The organism is Pseudomonas sp. HN2 (genome assembly GCF_020736465.1).
GTDB classification, from domain to species: Bacteria; Pseudomonadota; Gammaproteobacteria; order Pseudomonadales; family Pseudomonadaceae; genus Aquipseudomonas; species Aquipseudomonas moraviensis_A.
Window position 1 is genome coordinate 1620328 of the sequence record NZ_CP085885.1, and the last position, 19090, is coordinate 1639417.

Annotated in this window: 13 protein-coding genes; 6 read left to right on the plus strand and 7 right to left on the minus strand. The window is 59.5% G+C overall.

All coding sequences use genetic code 11. The features are described 5' to 3' along the window. Window positions 1-167 precede the first annotated feature (167 nt). Complete coding sequence (locus LIS66_RS07115; RefSeq protein WP_227973888.1) at window positions 168-2453, plus strand: autotransporter outer membrane beta-barrel domain-containing protein; 2286 nt, start codon at window positions 168-170, stop codon at window positions 2451-2453. 61 nt (window positions 2454-2514) lie between these two features. On the opposite strand, the gene LIS66_RS07120 is transcribed toward LIS66_RS07115, so the two are convergent. From LIS66_RS07120 to LIS66_RS07130, 3 genes are all read right to left on the minus strand, one after another. Further along, complete coding sequence (locus LIS66_RS07120) at window positions 2515-7032, minus strand: Ig-like domain-containing protein (RefSeq protein WP_227973889.1); 4518 nt, start codon at window positions 7030-7032, stop codon at window positions 2515-2517. Between the two features lie 247 nt (window positions 7033-7279). Beyond that, a complete protein-coding gene (locus LIS66_RS07125; protein ID WP_042607481.1) occupies window positions 7280-7675 on the minus strand; it encodes a YbaN family protein in 396 nt (131 codons plus the stop codon). A 10-nt stretch (window positions 7676-7685) separates the two neighbouring features. Further along, window positions 7686-8273 carry a YecA family protein gene (locus LIS66_RS07130; RefSeq protein WP_042607482.1) on the minus strand — a complete coding sequence of 196 codons (588 nt, stop codon included), beginning with the start codon at window positions 8271-8273 and terminating at the stop codon, window positions 7686-7688. Window positions 8274-8659: 386 nt separating this feature from the next. On the opposite strand from LIS66_RS07130, the gene recQ reads away from it, so the two are divergent. The 3 genes from recQ (at window position 8660) to LIS66_RS07145 (ending at window position 13456) form a co-directional block, all read left to right on the plus strand. Next, a complete protein-coding gene (gene recQ / locus LIS66_RS07135; RefSeq protein ID WP_227973890.1) occupies window positions 8660-10789 on the plus strand; it encodes a DNA helicase RecQ in 2130 nt (709 codons plus the stop codon). Window positions 10790-11097: 308 nt separating this feature from the next. Beyond that, window positions 11098-11532, plus strand: coding sequence for a MarR family transcriptional regulator (locus tag LIS66_RS07140; RefSeq protein ID WP_016771142.1), 435 nt, complete (start codon window positions 11098-11100; stop codon window positions 11530-11532). Window positions 11533-11659: 127 nt separating this feature from the next. Continuing rightward, window positions 11660-13456 (plus strand): FimV/HubP family polar landmark protein, encoded by a 1797-nt coding sequence (locus tag LIS66_RS07145; RefSeq protein ID WP_227973891.1) that lies wholly within the window; start codon window positions 11660-11662, stop codon window positions 13454-13456. Between the two features lie 128 nt (window positions 13457-13584). On the opposite strand, the gene LIS66_RS07150 is transcribed toward LIS66_RS07145, so the two are convergent. After that, window positions 13585-15774, minus strand: a complete 2190-nt coding sequence (locus LIS66_RS07150; RefSeq protein WP_064362087.1) for a patatin-like phospholipase family protein — start codon at window positions 15772-15774, stop codon at window positions 13585-13587. A gap of 71 nt (window positions 15775-15845) precedes the next feature. Between LIS66_RS07150 and LIS66_RS07155 the strand changes: the two genes are divergently transcribed. Then, complete coding sequence (locus tag LIS66_RS07155; RefSeq protein ID WP_227973892.1) at window positions 15846-16133, plus strand: SelT/SelW/SelH family protein; 288 nt, start codon at window positions 15846-15848, stop codon at window positions 16131-16133. Here the strand turns inward: LIS66_RS07155 and LIS66_RS07160 are convergent. Beyond that, window positions 16127-17020: a DMT family transporter gene (locus LIS66_RS07160; protein WP_227973893.1), complete on the minus strand. Its 894-nt coding sequence runs from the start codon at window positions 17018-17020 to the stop codon at window positions 16127-16129. The genes LIS66_RS07155 and LIS66_RS07160 overlap by 7 nt on opposite strands. Window positions 17021-17245: 225 nt before the next feature. Here LIS66_RS07160 and LIS66_RS07165 point away from each other — a divergent pair, with 225 nt between their 5' ends. After that, complete coding sequence (locus LIS66_RS07165) at window positions 17246-18061, plus strand: UDP-2,3-diacylglucosamine diphosphatase (RefSeq protein WP_025110572.1); 816 nt, start codon at window positions 17246-17248, stop codon at window positions 18059-18061. A gap of 111 nt (window positions 18062-18172) precedes the next feature. Here the strand turns inward: LIS66_RS07165 and LIS66_RS07170 are convergent, their stop codons facing one another. Continuing rightward, window positions 18173-18763 (minus strand): HD domain-containing protein, encoded by a 591-nt coding sequence (locus LIS66_RS07170; RefSeq protein ID WP_042607488.1) that lies wholly within the window; start codon window positions 18761-18763, stop codon window positions 18173-18175. A gap of 14 nt (window positions 18764-18777) precedes the next feature. After that, complete coding sequence (locus LIS66_RS07175; protein WP_227973894.1) at window positions 18778-19089, minus strand: DUF962 domain-containing protein; 312 nt, start codon at window positions 19087-19089, stop codon at window positions 18778-18780. Window position 19090 lies beyond the last annotated feature (1 nt).

The following is a 19090-nucleotide window of genomic DNA, read 5'->3' on the forward strand; positions in this document are numbered from 1 at the left end:
ACGAGTAGCCAGTGGAAAATTGTTAGGAATTATTTAAGGAGTTTTCACCTGCGTATTTCAGAAAAATCCTACGTTGGTTGGGTTGTGGCAATCGGTATCGTTCGACGCTGAATTGTCTGGCTGGCAAACAAATTTGCCGGAGTTAATTAATCGAAGGATAGTCAATCATGAAACCCGAAGTCTTTTCATTCCGCAGAGTCGCTTCCACCGGAAGCTTTCGAATGCTGGTAGCGATACCGGCATTTTTTATGTTGGGTTCACCCGCGTTGGCGGTCATCGTCGATAACCGTACGCTGGATGTGGACTCGACAGTGCCGCCCACTGATTACCTGGTGCGCAATAGCGGAGTACTGAATCTTGCCCAGGCCATGACTCATACCCTGAATGTGATTTCCGGATCGACACTGAACATCAATGGCGCGACGGTGAATGCTGAAAGTGGCATTGAGGGGATTTCCATCACGGCCAGTCAAGGCAATCTTGTGCAGGCCGATGTCACCAGCGACTCGATAGGAATGATGGTCAATCGGTTTTTCTCTTCGACGCAAGGGTCGACTGTCACCGCGACTGACAGTCAATTCAGGGGGGGCGAAGCCGGGATACAGATAACCGCGTTAAGCAACCTGACACTGATCGGCAGTGAAGTGACGGGACAGGCCGCGGGCAGTGTCGGCCTGAATATGATCGGCGGTGAAGTGCACGCTACAGACGGTACTCGTATCAGCGGCGACCGGGCGGGTGTGCGGATGGTCAATGACTCGTCCGTTTCAGGCAGCAATGCGCTGGTATTGGACGGTGCCAGTGTAGAGGGGCGCAATGGGCCGGCGATAGAGGTTGCCGGTGGTGCAAACGTCAGCATCGAGGTGCTGAACAACTCCACTTTGCAAGGTAGCGATAATCAATTGCTGGCGGTTCGAGAGGCTTCGACCGCCGCTGTAACGGTTGGCAACAGTACGTTGATTGGTAACTTTTCAGTGACGGGTTCCAGCACGGCTGATTTCATTTTCGACCGAGGCGATATGACCGGAGACGTGCTGGTTGAGGACGGCTCGACGGCCAACGTCACCCTGCAGGATCAGTCGCAATTCACCGGTCGTCTGGACAAGGTCGCCAGCGTCAACATCAATGACAATTCAAACTGGACCCTCACTGGCAATGACTCTGTTGGCGCAATGCGCCTGGAGGGCGGCCGGGTTACTTTCGGCGCAGCCCAGGCACCCACGACCTACTATCAACTTACGGTCGGCACACTCGCCGGTACCGGCACGTTTGAGATGAAAGGGGATTTTGCCAACGGGCAGAGTGATTTCCTCAATGTTCTTGGTCAGTCAGAGGGGCAGTTCGATCTCGCGGTGCAGGCTTCGGGGCTGGATGCGGCGTCGCCTCAGCAATTGACGCTAGTGCGTACCGGCACAAGCGATGGAGCGAACTTTGCGCTGGCCGGCGATCAGAGAGTGGATGTCGGCACCTGGTCGTACGGTTTGGCCAGTCGGGAAATCGCGGGGGGAGCGAAGGAGTGGTTTCTCGACCCGACCACCGAAGTCATCAGCCCGGGCGCGCGCTCGGTACTGGCCTTGTTCAACACAGCGCCAACCGTCTGGTATGGCGAGCTGTCGTCGTTGCGCAGCCGTATGGGTGAGTTGCGTTTGAACGGTGGCGAGGGCGGAGGGTGGAGTCGTGTTTACAGCAACAGACACGACGTCGCTGATGGGTCAGGTGTCGGTTATCAGCAAACACAACAGGGATTCTCCCTCGGCGCCGATGCGCGGGTGGGCGAAAGCCAGGTGCTGGTCGGGGTGCTCGCCGGCACGAGCGAATCCGATCTGGATCTGAATCGCGGAACCTCGGGTACGGTGAAAAGTTACTACGTCGGTCCCTATGTCACGTGGGTCGACAGTGACACCGGTTACTACTTCGACGGCGTGCTCAAGTTCAACCGGTTTCGTAACGAGTCCAAAGTCAACCTGAGCGATGGCAGCCGCACCAAAGGCGATTACGACAACTGGGGTGTAGGCGGTTCCGCCGAGTTCGGTCGGCATATCAAACTGGCCGACAACTACTTCGTCGAACCGTTCGCGCAACTGTCGGCGGTGCAGATCCAGGGCAAGCACTACACGCTGGACAACGACATGGACGCCGACGGCGATCGCATGCGCTCACTGCTCGGCAAGGCCGGGGCCACGGTGGGGCGAAACTTCGGTTTCGACGACGGTGCTGTTGCCCAGCCTTATGTACGTGCGGCGATTGCTCACGAGTTCGCTTCGAACAACGAAGTGAAAGTCAACAACAACGTGTTCAACAACGATTTGTCAGGCTCCCGGGCGGAGTTTGGGGCGGGGGTGGCTGTGGCGATGTCCGAGCGGTGGCAGATGCATGTCGATCTGGACTATGCCAAAGGGGAGCATATTGAGCAGCCTTACGGGGTGAATCTAGGGTTACGGTATTTTTGGTAAAGAGCCATCGGGATGACCCCAAGTGAAGGCGCCCCACGATTTGTGGGGCGTTTTTTTATCCCTAAGGGTCAATGCCCACTCCCAAGCCGGATCCGTAGTACTGGACGTGCGCTTCTGCACCATTGACCAGGTTTTTTAACCAGTACCGGGCTGGCCAGCCACCTGCGGAGTCAGCGGCCCAGTACCAATAGTCACCCATCGGCCAACGACCACCCCAAGCGTTATGGATTTCCCGCAACTCACCCATTGATGGCAATCGCTTTCCTCGGGCTGCTGCCCTGTCTCTGATCGTGTGCCAGTTTCCACCGTCCAGTCCCACAACGAATTTTACCCCTGTGACATGAACGTTGTAGCCCTTGGACTGGCTTGCGTTGTCGATGACAGTGATTGTTGCGACTCCATTACCTCTGACAGTCACCAACCCTGAACCGTCTACCGCGGCGACGTTGTTGTTACTCGACGTGTAACGATAGGGAAAAACTCCGCCGCTTGCCGTGTGCTGTACATATGTGCCAGGACCGAAGTTTGGATATGCAGCCCAGTCAGGTATGAGGTAACACCTGCCACTCAATGTCACGCTGCCCGTGTTGAAATGCAACGGCGGAATCGGTGAGATCACAGTGAAGGTTCGCGTATTTGAATCCTGCCCGGTACTCAACTCTTTTACTCTCAGCGAATGTCCGCCCAAACCAACCGACAAGGTAGTGTTCCAGGCGCTGCCCACGGCAGTCACCGTGTGCCTTGGGTTGTTGTTGTCGTAAATCTGGACCTGACGATTCGGTGTGACCGTACCGCGCAGGGTCACCGAAGTGCTTTTGGTTTGCCCGCCATTGCCTATTTCACTGATGCCGTCATGCACAGACGTCAGCGTCGGCGCGATGTGGGCGGCGACGTTAAAGGCTCTCGCCGGGCTCTCTACAGGAACCACGTCATACATGGCCAAGGCAGTCAGGCTGTGCGAGCGGATGGCCAGACCGGTGACAGACGTTGTCCATTGTTTATCGGCATTGACGGTGACCGGCGTACCAACGGGGGCGCCATTGTCGTACATCTGGATCTGCTCGCGCGGGGTGGCTTCGCCTTTGACGGTCACTGCGGTGTCATAGGTCGTTTCGTTCTGTCCCACCGTGCCGACCGAGTCGGTGACTGTGGTAATCGTCGGTGAAATAAAGGCTGCAACTGTAAAGACCCGAGGGGGACTGGACTCCGGATTGCTGCCGTAATCGCCTCTCGCGGTCAGGCGGTAAGTGCTCAGGTTCAGGCTGCTGAAAACATATTGCCAATCGCCTCTGGCGTTGACACTCACCGTTTCGACGGCCGCACCGGCATTGAGCAGAATGATCTTTTCGTTTGGACTGGCCTTGCCCGTCAGGGTGACGGCCCGGTAGTAGGTCGTACCATTGGCGGCGACCTCACCGCGCAGGTCACTCACACGGGAGATCGTCGGTGTGACCGCTTGCGCCACGACGAAATCCCGCGGCGGACTGGTCGCAGGGTCTATCTCGTACAACGCCTCGGCAGTGAGGCTGTAGCTGCGAACTTGCAGATCGTTGAGGCGGTGGTTCCAGTCACCCTTATCGTCGACGTCAAGGGTAATGAGCGACTGTTTGTTTTCCAGCAATTTGATCTGCAGGTTTGGCGTCGCGCTGCCGGCCACCAGCACGCTGTTGTCATAGGTGGTTGCCCCATGGGCGACGTCCCCCCGTGAATCGCTGACCACAAGAATTTCCGGCGTCTGTGCGAATTTCACGTTGAATGTTCGCGGCTCGCTGGACACCGGGTCGGCGTCATAAAGAGCCTTGGCGCTGATGCGGTAAGACTTCTCGGTCAATGGGCCGATCTCGCAGCTCCAGGTGCTGTCGGCGTCCACTTGCGCCGTACCCATTGATGTCGTCGTTCCATCGAACAGCTCAACCGTTTCGCCACGCGTGGCCGTGCCGGTGACGGTGACTTTTTCGTCACGGGTTTTGCCGCCTTCTTCCACCTCGCCCCGCGAATCCGTCACACCGGTGATGACCGGTTGCACGTAGTCGTAGCGGGTTCTGATGGTCAGGGGCAACTGTGGAAATATGCAGGCAGTGTCCTCTTTTTCACTGCCATCGAATGCCACTTTGCAAATCACAGTGGCGGGCGTGGAGTGACCCAGTTTCATCAGTTCGCTTCTCAGCAAGCTTTCGTTGAGTCCGCTGCTGACTTGGGTCGGGGTTATTTCCTGGCCGGTGATTAGCGGGATCGTATGGGACGCGCCTGAACTTGTTTGTCCTGTCAGGTAGAACCAGGGGCGCTGTTTCAGTGCAATGTACGGCCATATAGCGAGGACAGCTTTTGCATCGCCGCTGAATGTCATCAGATCCAGGACATTGTTCTGTGCCTGAGGCACATGCGGGTGGGGCAGTTCGTTTTCTGGGTCCTGGAAGTCTGAAACATACAGGTCGAGCATTTGTGAGGGCGTTGTGAGGGTATAGCGGGTTACTTCGTATTCAACCGACACCGTTTTCGCAATATTGGCGCCAATCACCGAAGGTGGTAAATGGAATTGAACGGTGCCAGTGGGACTGCCTGGCAGCTCCAGATCATCAGAGGTTCCCGCGCCGGGCGCTCCTAACCACTTTAAACGGATCTTGTCCCGGTCCGGGTTCATGCTGGAGTAACTGGCGTTGATGTCTACGCCACTCAACCCATCCATTGGGTTGAGCGTCTTGTCGGGTGCCTGTACCACCTCGGGCGGCGGCAACTCGCCGACGAGTTCGCCTATGAGCAAATTGAGCGTGGCCGAGTGCTCGTATTGTTTGTTCGACGCCCGCAACACCGAGTAGCGCACTTTCACATACTGGCCAATGTTGGGCGTCACGAATTCAGCGTCCACCTGAAAACGTACAGGTTGGCCTTCAGTCACTGTGGTGATGGGCAACCAGTCGCTGGTGCTGGCGAAGGGATTGGGACTGCGCCAGTAATACGTAAGAATATCGCCCCTGAGGGTCTTCGCCTCGCTGATATACACATGCACCTTATCGAACACCTTGGACGGGTCCAGCACATCCCCCGGCGGATCGGCCTCTTCCACTTCGGGGGCCGGCAGCGTCGCGCGGACCTTTTCAATCCTGGCCAGCAGCCGCTCCGACTCTCTTATGTCGAGGAGGCCAGGTGCATCGTTTGCCACCACGTAGAACAGGTCGAGCGTGCCGTTTTCAAGCACTTTGATGTGCTCCGCGTCGATGTAGAGCGTCACCAGCCCGTCCTTGGCTTCGTTCTCGCTGACGATATGGGAAACCTCATGCAGATAGGTGTCGCCATCGGACTTGATGCCAGACCATCTCAGGCAGATCAGGTCGCCATTTTTCATCGCGTAGCGCACGTCGACCGTAGCGTAAGGCTCGTCCGGTTCGAGGGTATCGCCGATCAGCTCACGAATGTTCGGCTCGGGGAGCATGTTGACGTCGCCCTCTACCCTTGCAAAGGCACGCTTTGAAGACAGCGGGTCGTCCCCGTTTTTTTTGTAGAGAATGTAAGACGCATCGGCGCGCCCTTGGGCGATGGCCCTGACCAACTCATAGGGCACGTTGATGTCCAGCACGGAAGGGATGTTGTCGATGTCGCGGGTTTCACTGCAGATGATCGGTTCACCGTTATTCGGCGGTGTGCCGATGAAGGTCATTTTCACGCTGTCGCCCAAGCCGAAGTACTGGCCGCTGACGAAGATCTGAATAGTCACCGGCTGCTTGTTCAAATCCCTGATGGTAATGACGCCGTTGACGGCTTCCTTGATGATCGGTGGATCCAGGCGCCAGCCCCCGGCGTCCACGTCGATGTAGGTGCGTTTGGAGTGGCGGTCGGCCCAGTTCCAGACTTCGTCATTGATGTCGTATCTGATTTCCCGTTTGAGCCCGTCACCGGCGCCGAGAATGGCGTCCTGATCAATAAGGATCTCGATCGGCTGCAGACCTTCGGCTTGCTCCGGCGTGATGCGGTGCGCCGGAAGCCGGTATTCGCCCAGCTGTAAACGGACCTTGTCGTTGCGCGTGCAACACACATAATGAGGGACCGTCGCCAACACGCCATTTTTGGCCCATTCGGCGTCTATCACGCCCTGTTCGACCAGCTCGGGCGGCAGTTGCACGATGTTCAACTCTGAGTGGCCGTCCTCCTTATGAGGTTCCCTGTCAAAGTTCCCCGGCTTGTACAGTTTGATCAGCACCCGCAAGGATGCCGACGGCGGGTCTGGTTCGGTTTCACCCACTCGGGTCAGCACATAATGGCAGTTTTCGACCCAGCCGGACTCTTCAGGCGTCGGCAAGTAGAAGAACACCCGCTGATTGACCTCGTCGGCCTTCACGAAGCGTTCGAGCACTTTCTCGTTGTTCCACCAGATATCCAGCCTGTCCCTCTCGCTCATGAGGCCCAGATAAGGATTGATGACGCACAGCACGCCATCGGGGTCGTCGGTGGCTACCTGGATACTGATCCCGCCATCGCCGTCCTGCACCGGCTCGACCATCCCCGGAATCAGCAGGGGGCGCAGCGCCAGTGTGTTAGTGCCTTCGGTGAGGGGAGGGAAGCGGAAGTTCTTGTGAGAAGGCATCAGGCAAGTCCTCTGTAAGCGAATTCAGGCGTTTTCTGGTGACGACCGGTGCAGTCGGACTCGGTGAGAATCAGGTGAGATTCAGGCTTGAGATGGTTAACGACACGGGAATGCACTCCAGCCGGGTGATGGAGTGATTGAACCTGCATTGACGGGTTAGCGCACCTGTCAGATCTGACAGGTGGGTGGGGGTATCCGACGAGTGGTATTAACGGGGTGCCCTGTTTCGCTCTCGTTCAAACACGGTTCAAGGCTTGTGCAGCGTCTTCTGCCGCAAGATATAAACCGTCACCAGCACCGCACTGGTCAACATGAACCCTCGAGCCCAAACCAGGGGCACCAGATAACACGAGAACAGAATGCTCACCCACATCAGCCCGATCGCGTAGACCTTGCCTTTGAGTGGAATGCCATTGCCTTCGAGGTAGTCGCGAATCCATGGACCCAGCCGTGGATGTTCGACCAGCCAGCGATAGAAGCGCGGAGAGCTGCGCGCGAAGCAGGCTGCGGCGAGCAGGAGGAAGGGGGTGGTGGGCAGGACCGGCAGGAAAATGCCGATCACCCCCAATGCCACGCTGAGCCAGCCGATGGCCAGCAGGACGTAACGCAACATCAGGGGGCGGTTGCCTATGGGGTTGTCCATAGGCCAGGTCTTAGTGGTGGCGTGGCTTGAGGATCGCCGGTTTTTCGTCGGGCGCCTGGCACAGCAGGTACAGCGCGGTCAGGGCTTCCGGAATCTGAACGATCATGTCGTCCATCAGGTTGGCGTCCTTGGCGATGTCTTCAAACTCCGGTTGTTCGTCGAACAGGCCGGAACCGACCATGATCGGCAGGAGCATCTCGCTGACTTCTTCTTCGGCGGTTTCGAACCAGGCCGCTTCGCGCAGGAACACGCCTTCCATGAAACCAATGCACCAGCCGCGCAGTTCGGAATCGTCCGGCTCTTCGCCCAGATCCAGTTCGCACGGCAATTCGAATTCTTCATCCGAGGCCAGTTGACGAGCGATGTGGGCCTTGAGGCCGATCAGCGTGGCTTCGATTTCGGCACGCTGGGCTTCGTCGCTGTAATGCGGCTCTTCGGCGAACAGCGCATCGATCCACTCGCGCTCGGGGACGTCTTCGGAGCAGATCGACAGTGCGGTCAGGTAACCGTGGGCGGCGACGTAATCCAGCGCCTCTTCGTGCAGCTCGTCGGCGTCGAGGAAGACTTGCAGGCGGGTCAGTTGCTCAGCGAAGGACATTACGGGGCTACCTTGGGGAATAAACAATGCGGGAATTCTAGGCCTTCTTGCGCGCTCTAGCCAGCCGCTTGGCAGATTTGCCGGTCGCAACACAAAACCCTGTAGGAGTGAGCCTGCTCGCGATGCGGTATACCAGTCACTTCAATGTCCGATGTGCTGACGCGATCGCGAGCAGGCTCACTCCTACAGGGGGCATATGTTGCAAGTCGGGCGATGTCTTCTCAGCGGCACCCTCTGCGGCGAAGGCCTCGGGTATACTGCCGCGTTTTGCGATCCCTGCCGGCGCTGCGCTGGTCATGCAATGTGTTCTTACGTTTTGTTTAAGCAGCCGAGGCTGCTCTGAACCAGCCTGAGCAGGGATGTATCGGTAGATTTTTGGAGTTTTTATGCTCGAACAGGCTCAACGCGTCCTCAAGGACATCTTCGGCTACGACAGTTTCCGTGGCCGTCAGGGTGCGATCATTGAGCGCGTGGCCAGCGGCGGTGATGCGCTGGTGCTGATGCCTACCGGTGGCGGCAAGTCGTTGTGCTTTCAGGTACCGGCGCTGCTGCGCGAAGGCCTGGCCGTAGTGGTATCGCCGTTGATCGCACTGATGGACGATCAGGTCGCAACCCTCGAAGAACTGGGCGTCGCCGCTGCTGCGCTGAACTCCACGCTGAGCGCCGAGCAACAGCGTGATCTCGCCGTGCGGATCAAGCGCGGCGAAGTGAAAATGCTTTATCTCGCCCCCGAGCGCCTGGTGCAGCCGCGCATGCTGGCGTTCCTGCAAAGCCTGGAAATTGCCCTGTTCGCCATCGACGAAGCGCATTGCGTATCGCAATGGGGCCACGATTTCCGCCGCGAATACCTGCAACTGGGCCAGTTGGCAGAGCTGTTCCCCCACGTTCCGCGCATTGCCCTCACCGCGACCGCCGACAAGCGCACCCGCGAGGAGATTGTCGATCGCCTGCACCTGCAGAACGCCGAACGCTTCCTGTCGAGCTTCGACCGTCCGAATATTTTCTACCGCATCGTCCCGAAGGAGCAGCCGCGCAAACAGTTGCTGGCGTTCCTCGCCGAACGGCGCAGCGACGCCGGCATCGTGTATTGCCTGTCGCGCAAGAAAGTCGAGGAGGTCGCGGCATTCCTCAGTGAACAGGGCTTCCCGGCGCTGCCGTACCACGCCGGTCTGCCCAACGATCTGCGCGCCTATCACCAGAAGCGCTTCCTCAATGAGGAAGGGCTGATCATGGTCGCCACAGTGGCGTTCGGCATGGGCATCGACAAACCCAACGTGCGCTTTGTCGCGCACCTCGATCTGCCGAAATCCCTTGAGGCGTATTACCAGGAAACCGGGCGTGGCGGCCGTGATGGTCTGCCGGCGGATGCGTGGATGGCCTACGGTCTGCAAGACGTGGTGATGCTCAAGCAAATGCTGCAGAACTCCGAAGGCGACGAACGGCATAAACGTCTGGAGCAGCACAAGCTCGACGCCATGCTCTCGCTGTGTGAAGAGACCCGCTGCCGGCGTCAGGCGTTGCTGGCCTATTTCGATGAGGACATGCCCGAGCCGTGCGGCCATTGCGACAACTGTGTCGACGGCGTACAGACGTGGGATGCGACAGAGCCAGCGCGCCAGGCCTTGTCGGCGATTTTCCGCACCGGTCAGCGATATGGCGTCGGTCATCTGGTCGACGTGTTGCTGGGCAAGGACAACGAAAAGGTGCGCAGCTTCGGCCATCAGCATTTGTCGGTGTTTGGCGTTGGCAAGGCGTTGAGCGAGAGCGAATGGCGCTCCCTGTTCCGCCAACTGGTGGCGCGCGGGCTGGCTGATGTCGATCACGAGGGGTATGGCGGTCTGCGCTTGAATGACAGTTGCCGACCATTGCTCAAAGGCGAAGTGAAACTGGAGCTGCGCCGCGACCTGAAACCGCAAGTCACCGCCAAGACCGGCAGCAAGAGCCAGGCCAGCCAACTGGTGCGCGGCGAGGAGCGCGAACAGTGGGAAGCCTTGCGCGCACTACGGCGCAAGCTCGCCGAAGAACACGGCGTACCGCCGTACGTCATCTTTCCCGACTCCACGCTTTTGGAAATGCTCCGCAGCCAGCCGACCTCGCTGGCGGAAATGGCCCGGGTCAGCGGCGTCGGCGCACGCAAGCTGGAACGTTATGGCGAAGCGTTCCTCGAGGTGCTCGGCGGCGAGGCCGAGGCGCCGAAGGTGGTGGCCGATGTCCGTCACGAGCTGATCACCCTGGCCCGCGCCGGCATGACGCCGCTGCAGATCGCCGGGCAGCTGCAGTGCTCGGAGAAGAACGTCTACGCGATGCTCGCCGAAGCCATCGGCAAGCAGCAATTGTCGCTGGAGCAAGCGCTGGACTTGCCAGAAGAGCTGATGGGTGAAGTGCAGGACGCGTTTCTCGATGGCGAGGGCGAGTTGCCGTCCGTCGCCGAAGTCGCCGAATTGTTCGCCGGGCGAGTTCCTGAAGGCGTGCTTTATTGTGTGCGGGCGGCGTTGCAGTCTGAATTCGAGATGTAATCTGGCCCGACCCCTCACCCCAGCCCTCTCCCCGAGGAGAGGGCTGGGGTGAGGGGTCTGGTGTCATATGTCGACCCGCAAAATCGAGTCGATTATGAATTCAGCACAGCGCTTTGACGTTGGCGAATTTCAAAAGCATCCCCCACTCAGTTCCCTCTCCCTCTGGGAAAGGGCTAGGGTGAGGGACTTTTGATCTTTGCGCAGTTGTAACGATTCAGTACAGAGCGACTCTTGCCTATAACTGCCACCCATGCTTAGCTGACTAATAATTAGATTTTCCGTATTTTCAGTCTGACCGTGAGTGTTTTATGCCGTTAACCGATCAACATCGCTTTGGTATGCAACTGGCCCAGATGTCCCGTGGCTGGCGTGCCGAACTGGATCGCCGCCTCGCCGGGCTGGGCCTGTCGCAGGCACGCTGGCTGGTACTGCTGCATCTGGCGCGCTTTGAAGAAGCGCCGACCCAGCGCGAACTGGCGCAGAGTGTCGGCGTCGAAGGCCCGACTCTGGCGCGCTTGCTCGATAGTCTGGAAAACCAGGGACTGGTGCAACGCCAGTCGGTGATGGAAGACCGTCGGGCGAAAAAAATCGTTCTCTGCGCACCTGCGCTGCCGCTGATCGAACAAATCGAAACCATTGCCACACAACTGCGCCACGAATTGTTCGAAGGCGTCGACGAGGCGGATTTGAAGGTGTGCATGCGCGTTCACGGGCACATTCTGGCCAATCTGGAAAAATCTTGAGGCACATCCCGACGGCGATTTTTTGAGAGATCGCGCTGAGCCGACTATAAGAACTACTGGGCAATATCGTGTTCGTACCGGATGTGCGAACGCTTAGAAACCGGTTTTGCTTATTTAAGGGATGCTCATGCTCGCAAGTCGGCACATGCTGCGCGGGGGCGCCAAATGGCTGCTCGCTGCCGGTGTATTCAGCTATTCGACCTGGTCGATGGCATTGGGGTTGGGCGAAATCACTGTTCACTCAGCCCTCAATCAGCCGTTCAAGGCCGACATCGCACTGGTCGATGTCGGCACGTTGACGCAAAACGATCTCTCGGCCAGCCTGGCCTCGGCGGATGAATTCGGCCGCGCCGGCGTCGAGCGGGTGTTCTTTCTCAACAACCTCAAGTTCACCCCGATCCTGCGTGGCAATCGCCAGATGATCCGGGTGACGTCGGGCAAACCGGTCAACGAACCCTTCCTGAATTTCCTCGTGCAGCTCGATCAGCCCAACGGCCGTCTGCTGCGTGAATACACGGTATTGATCGACCCGCCGGGTTCGCCGGGCATCGTGCCGGCCACCAACGAGCCGGATCCGCGCCCGCAATCCTCCGCTTTTCCCACCGTCGAACCTGTCACCGCAACGGCCCAGGCGCCTCAGGGCAAACGTGCTGAGGCGTCCTTGCCGCCAGCGCCGGCCGCGCCTGCGAATGACGCGCAGGCCGAACAATTGGCGGCCAGCGTGCTGCTGACCCAGCAACTGCAAAAGACCCTCGACGAACAGAACCTCAGACTGCAAGAACAGCAAGTGCAAATAGCCGACGGCAGGAAGCAGGTGGAAGATTTGCAAACCCGTCTGGCCGAATTGCAGAAAGCGCCGCCGCCGGTGGTCGCGCCGGCCCCGACCCCTGTTTCAGCCCCGGTCGAGTCAACCGACGACGGCCTGAACTGGCCACTGCTCGGCGGGCTGATAGTGCTGCTGGGCGCGCTGGCCGCTTTGTTCATACGCCGCCGTCAGCAGCGTTCGACCGTCGATGGCACGCCGCTGCCGCTGTTGCCTGTGAGTGCCGACGACGTCGATGAACCCGAACTGCAACATGCCGTTGGTTCGCACGCGGCCGCCGATCATCGCGACGAACCCGCTGCCGGCGACGTGCTGGAGGCCGTGGGGATCTATCTGGCCTACGGCCGACTCAGCGAAGCTGCGGGGTTGCTGCGTGATGCGTTGCACAAGGAACCCGAGCGTACCGATCTTGGTTTGCAGCTCCTTGAAGTACTGGGGCGGCAGGGTGACAGCGCCGCTTTTGAGCAGCAGGAAAACCATCTGCGCGCGCTCGGCGTTGATGATCACGCACTGGTTGAAGCCCGCGCTCGCCACCCAAAACTGGCAGGCGTTGCACCGGCGGCGTTTGCAGCAACGGTAAACGCGCCCGAGCTGCCCGCGGCCCCGGTAGCGACTGTAGCCGCGCCGCTTGCATCGACGCTCAGCGCTCCCGAGGATGATTTCGAATTGAATCTGGGCGAGCTGTCGATGGATTCGAACTGGGATCTCAACGACAGCCGCACTGATTCCGCCGCACCGCCGATCAACGATCCGCAGCTGGGCACCAGCCTGTCAGTGCTGCCGGTCGATTTCGAACTGCCACAGGCTGCGTCTGCCGAAGAAGCCGAGCTTGAATGGATTCCCGAACCCGACGCTCAGCCGCTCGACGATGACTTCCTCAACGAGTTCGGCGATCCCGAGCCGTCACTGGTGTTGCAGCCTCTGGATCTGCAATTGCCCGAGTCCAGCGAAACGGAGGCCGCCGGCAAGCTAGAACAGGCGCAAACCTGCATCGACGACGGCGACATCGACAGTGCGATCGCGCTGCTCAATGAATTGCTCAAGGAAGGGGATGAACCGTTGAAGCAGACAGCACGGACGTTGTTGGCAGGGATTCGCTGAGTGTCGACGAATACCGGTTCATCCAAGAGCGCTTTCGCGAGCAGGCTCGCTCCCACAATGAAATTCGCTGTACCTGTGGGAGCGAGCCTGCTCGCGAAGGCGCCAGATCGGCCAACGCCGGTTTCAGGTCAGAACGTCTGCCCCAGATTCAGATAAACCGCCTGCTCATCCGCATCATTCAACCCATAAGTGAAATTCAACGGCCCCAGCGGCGTATCGAAGCCGATGAACACACTCGCGGCATTGATGTAGCCGCTGTCGAACTCATTGTCGTTGTTCCACGCCCGACCGCGTTCCAGTGAAGCGCCGGCGTACAGCGGGAAGTCCAATGGCAGATAGGAGCGTGGTGTCAGGCGCCGGTAATACACAGCGCGCATCAGGCTGACGTTCTGCCCGGACAGCGCGTCCTCACGAAACCCCGACAACTGCCGCGCGCCGCCGAGCAGGAAGCTTGAAGTGACTACGTTGGCATCGTCCAGTGTGCGACCATAGCGCCCGCCCAGAATCAGTGTGTCGGGACCGTGGCTCATGGCCTTGTCGAACTTCGCTTCCCATTGGCGATAGCGGTTGTCTGAACCCAGACCTGGCTCGAACTGGGCGAACGTCAGGCTGACGTCCTTGCCCTCGTGCGGAAAGTACACGTTGTCCAGCGAGTCGTAGGAATACTTCACGGTATAGAAACCTTCGTTGAAGCTCTCGCTCGGCAGATCCTGATCACCGATGCGCACGTCAGCCTTGCCCCAGGCCTGGCCGACACCGAAGCGCACTTCGCCGTTGTTGCCGATCTGCCGACCGAGGTTAAGACCGAAACCGTAACGCTCGACGCGATACTGCGCGATCGGATCGTTATCCAGCACCGAGTCAACGTTCTGCGCCTCGAACGACGCGTAGGGCGCGACGAAGTAGCGCGAGCCAACGTCCAGCGGCTGATAGAACTCGCTGTACAGCTCCTGTTTGTCGCCGATCTGCGCGCGGGTCAGCCATTCCGCGCCGAGGCGATTGATGCCGTTGACGCGGTAACTGGCGCCGAGGTTGAAAGCACTGTCGCCGCGCATGTCGTCCGACAGATTGAGGCCGACCCGCAAGTAATCGGTACCGCTGCGCTTGCCGCTGGCGCTGATGACCAGGGTGTGATCCTGGCCTTTGTGCACCACGCGGTAACGCACTTGATCGAAGTAATCGAGGCCGTACAACGTGCCCATGTCCGAGTGCAGGCGCCCCAGATCCAGCGGTTCGCCGATCGGCTGGCGGATGTAATAGCGAATCACGTCATCATCGACTTTCGAATCGTTCTCGACGCGGATTGCGGTGATGATCGGCGTGCGCTGACCAGGTTGGCGGGCGGCGTTGAGTTCGGCGTCCTGGGTTTGCGCCGGCTTCAGTTGCGCCAGCCGCGCGTCGAGGATTCGCGTGGCGCGGTAGCCGGCATCGATCATCTCCTGAGCCTTGCCGAAATCGGTCCCGCCAAACGCTGCCAGCGCAGGTTGAATCAACACGTCATCGGCATGCAGAGTCGCCAGTTGCTCTTCGGAATTGCGCCGGGTCATCAGGGTGATCGACTGGTTGAGCACATCCACCACCGTGGTCAGCTGCTTGCGGTTGCGCAGCGGCGTGCCGATATCGACGACGATGGCGATGTCGACGCCCATTTCTCGTGCGACATCCAGCGGGATGTTGTCGGTCATGCCGCCGTCGACCAGCAGGCGCCCGTCGAGCTCGACCGGGGCGAACACCGCCGGGATCGACATGCTGGCGCGGATCACCTGCGGCAGGTGACCTTTGCGAAACACCACTTTTTCGCCATTGGCGATGTCGGTGGTCACGGCGCGAAACGGGATCGGCAGCTTGTCGAAGTCGCGGGTGTCGCTGGTGTGGGCCAACAGGCTTTCCAGCAACAGCGCGAGGTTCTGGCCCTGAATCACGCCCAACGGCAGGCCGAGGCTGCCGTCGTCGCGAAAGCTGAGTTTCTGCTTCACCAGAAAGTCGCGGTCATCCTGCTTGCGCCGAAATGGCACGTCCTCACGCGGCGGCGCGTCGGACAGTGCCGCCTGCCAGTCGATGCTCAGGGCGAGTTTTTCCAGCTCGTCGATCTTGTAACCCGAGGCGTACAGGCCGCCGACCACCGCGCCCATGCTGGTGCCGGCAATCGCATCGATCCTGATGCCTTGTTCTTCCAGCGCCTTGAGCACGCCGATGTGCGCCAGCCCGCGCGCCGCGCCACCGGACAGCACCAGGCCGACTTTCGGTCGTGGCGCGTCACTGGCGTGAACCAGCAGGGGAAGGAAACCAAGCAGCAGGCAGAACAGCAAACGGCGCATTGTGAGTCTCGGGGCAAGCGGTAAAGCCGGCTATTATAGCGGCGCCCTCTGTCTCAGGAGTTTCAGCGATCATGACCGTTGCCAAAGCCGAAGTTGTCATCACTTATTGCACCCAATGCCAGTGGCTGCTGCGCGCGGCGTGGCTGGCCCAGGAACTGCTCAGCACTTTCGCTGACGACCTGGGCAAAGTGTCATTGGTGCCGGGCACCGGCGGGGTGTTTCACATCACCTGCGCGGGCGTGCAGATCTGGGAGCGCAAGGCCGACGGCGGCTTCCCGGAGGCCAAGGTATTGAAGCAGCGGGTGCGCGATCAGATCGATCCTGAGCGCGACCTCGGCCACAACGAGCGCACTCAGTGAGAAGCTGCCTCGGCAGCGACGGTTTTCCTGTCGCTGCCGCCTGACATCCGCGCCGACACCACGATCGCCACGATGATCAGCGCGCCACCGATGAGCATGCGCAGGGTCGGTGTTTCACTGAACAGCAGCCAAGCGATGGTAATGCCGTAAACCGGCTCCATAGCAAACACCACCGCCGCCGTGCGCGCCTTGATCACTGCCAGGCTGGCGACGAACAGGCTGTGCGCCACGCCCGTGCAGAACACCCCGAGGAGGGCGATCCACAGCCAGTCCAGCGCGCGCACCGCGCTTAGCTGCGGCGCCGCGACCGGCAACAGACACAAGGCCACGACGACGTTCTGACACAACGCTGCCTGCACCGCCGGGATTCGCCCGGAGCTGGCGCGATTGGTCAACGATAATAGGGAAAACAGCAGGCCGGACAGCACGGCCCAGAGCAAGCCGATGGTCGCGCCGCTGCCCAGATCGAACGCCGGGGTCACCAGTACCAGACCGACGCTGACCAAGACCACCAGCACGATTTCATTGGCGCGGATGCGTTCGCGGAAGATCAGCCCTTCGAGAATCACCGTGAACGCCGGGAAACTGGCAAAGCCCAACGTCGCGATGGCCACCCCGGCGACTTTCACTGATACGAAAAAGCTCACCCAGTGCCCGGCCAGCAACACGCCGCTCAGCGCCAGGCGTCGCCAGTCCACCGCTTGCAGCTTTTGCCAGCCGCTCTGGCTGGCGAATCGAGCAAAAAAGGCCAGGGCAACCACGGCGAAAGCAGCGCGGCCGAACACGATGACCGCCGGCGACGCGGCAGCGAGTTTGCCGAACACACCGGTCAGGCCGAACATCAAAGCGCCGATATGCAGGGCGCCGAGGGCGGTACGCGGAGTCATTGCAATCCTTAATCCAGACACAATTTTCTGTAATCGATCGTTCCCACGCAGGAGCGTGGGAACGATCATCAAAAGAGCGCCAGTCTAAAGGGCTGGCGCCGTCGCGTCTGTCGTCCGATTCGTCAATCAGCTGAAGACAATGGCTGTCACACGACTGACGCGCATCTGTCACGGTCGATTAACGGTGCGCGCGCAAGCTGGCGAAAACATCGCAGAGGGTTGCCCATGACCAGCGCCGAGCTCGCCAGACCCAGTCGCAAACAACGGGTGCGAACCCTATGGATCTCCGATGTGCACTTGGGCACGCGGGATTGTCAGGCCGAGCATTTGTCGCAATTCCTCAAGGGCTACCACGCCGACAAGATTTATCTGGTCGGTGACATTATCGACGGCTGGAAACTGCGCGGTGGCATGTACTGGCCGCAAGCGCACACCAACGTCATCCGCCGGCTGCTGACCATGAGCAAGCGCGGCACCGAGGTGATTTATGTCACCGGCAACCATGACGAATTTCTGCGGCGCTATTCGAAGCTGATTCTGGGCAATATCCAGTTGGTCGACGAGGCGGTGCATGTCACCGCCGATGGCCGGCATTTGCTGGTGATTCACGGCGATCAGTTCGATGTGATCACTCGCTATCACCGCTGGCTGGCCTTTCTCGGTGACTCGGCCTACGAATTCACCCTGACCCTCAACCGCTGGCTCAACCACTGGCGCGCCCGTTACGGCTACGGTTACTGGTCGCTGTCGGCGTATCTGAAGCACAAGGTGAAGACCGCCGTCAGTTTCATCAGCGACTTTGAAGAAGCCATTGCGCACGAATGTGTGAAGCGCGAATTGCATGGCGTGGTCTGCGGACATATCCATCATGCCGAGATTCGCAAGGTCGGCGAGGTGGATTACCTCAATTGCGGCGATTGGGTTGAATCGTGCACGGCGTTGATCGAGCATTGGGACGGCACGATCGAGCTGTATCGGCTGGCGGATGCCCAGGCGCGGGAGGCGGAATTGAAAGCTGCCAAAGTTGCCGAGATCGCCTGAGCGAAAGAGATACCCTGTGGGAGCGAGCCTGCTCGCGAAGGCGTAGTGTCAGACAAAACTTCTGTGCCTGATACAGCGCTTTCGCGAGCAGGCTCGCTCCCATATGTGTTTTCAGGCTGGGCTATGTTCTTGCATCGCGGCTTTGTAAATCGAGTTCTTTGGCTGCGCAAACAGCCTTTCCATCATCGGCTCGAAGAAACTCAGCGGCAACGTGTCGTACCCCGGATCAAACGCCGCTGCGTCGTATTTGGCGCAGAATTCGGCGGTGGCGTGAAACTGCGGATGGTCCTTGAACTGCTCGCGCAGGTGTCGATCCATGCCCAGGTGATGAAAGAAGTAATAGCCCTGAAAGATCCCGTGTTTCTCCACCATCCACAGGTTTTCCGCACTGACGAACGGCTTCAGAATCGCTGCGGCGATGTCTGGATGATTGTACGAGCCGAGGGTGTCGCCAATGTCATGCAACAGTGCACAGACCACGTATTCCTCATCACGCCCGTCGCGAAAGGCACGGGTCGCGGTTTGCAGCGAGTGGGTCAGGCGATCCACCGGGAAACCGCCGAAGTCGCCTTCAAGCAGTTGCAAATGCGCAAGGATCCGCGACGGCAGTTGCTTGGCATAGGCACTGAAATCGGCGGCGATGATCGCCCAGTCTTCCTCGGTGCCGTCCTGCATATGGGTGAAGCGAGCATGGGCATTCATTGGCAGACCCTCATTCAAAACGCCACGCGACCGAGAATCATGTCGCGGTACATGACGAAATCGCCGAGCAGGCTGTACAGCGGGTGCTGAAAGGTCGCCGGGCGGTTCTTCTCGAAAAGGAAATGGCCGATCCAGGCAAAGCTGTAACCGGCCAGCGGCAACGCCAGCAACAGCAGCCACGCGCCCTTGGCGATGCTCAGGGCGAGAATGAAGATGACCAGAGAGGTGCCGATGAAATGCAGGCGACGGCAGGTGCTGTTGCTGTGCTCGGCGAGGTAATACGGGTAGAACTCGGCGAAGCTGTTGAACCGCTTGATGTTTTCCACG

Excerpts from the sequence above, each read along its gene's own strand:
- LIS66_RS07115 (WP_227973888.1), top strand. The coding sequence starts at position 168 with ATGAAACCCGAAGTCTTTTCATTCCGCAGAGTCGCTTCCACCGGAAGC.
- LIS66_RS07120 (WP_227973889.1), bottom strand. The coding sequence starts at position 7,032 with ATGCCTTCTCACAAGAACTTCCGCTTCCCTCCCCTCACCGAAGGCACT.
- LIS66_RS07125 (WP_042607481.1), bottom strand. The coding sequence starts at position 7,675 with ATGGACAACCCCATAGGCAACCGCCCCCTGATGTTGCGTTACGTCCTG.
- LIS66_RS07130 (WP_042607482.1), bottom strand. The coding sequence starts at position 8,273 with ATGTCCTTCGCTGAGCAACTGACCCGCCTGCAAGTCTTCCTCGACGCC.
- recQ (WP_227973890.1), top strand. The coding sequence starts at position 8,660 with ATGCTCGAACAGGCTCAACGCGTCCTCAAGGACATCTTCGGCTACGAC.
- LIS66_RS07140 (WP_016771142.1), top strand. The coding sequence starts at position 11,098 with ATGCCGTTAACCGATCAACATCGCTTTGGTATGCAACTGGCCCAGATG.
- LIS66_RS07145 (WP_227973891.1), top strand. The coding sequence starts at position 11,660 with ATGCTCGCAAGTCGGCACATGCTGCGCGGGGGCGCCAAATGGCTGCTC.
- LIS66_RS07150 (WP_064362087.1), bottom strand. The coding sequence starts at position 15,774 with ATGCGCCGTTTGCTGTTCTGCCTGCTGCTTGGTTTCCTTCCCCTGCTG.
- LIS66_RS07155 (WP_227973892.1), top strand. The coding sequence starts at position 15,846 with ATGACCGTTGCCAAAGCCGAAGTTGTCATCACTTATTGCACCCAATGC.
- LIS66_RS07160 (WP_227973893.1), bottom strand. The coding sequence starts at position 17,020 with ATGACTCCGCGTACCGCCCTCGGCGCCCTGCATATCGGCGCTTTGATG.
- LIS66_RS07165 (WP_025110572.1), top strand. The coding sequence starts at position 17,246 with ATGACCAGCGCCGAGCTCGCCAGACCCAGTCGCAAACAACGGGTGCGA.
- LIS66_RS07170 (WP_042607488.1), bottom strand. The coding sequence starts at position 18,763 with ATGAATGCCCATGCTCGCTTCACCCATATGCAGGACGGCACCGAGGAA.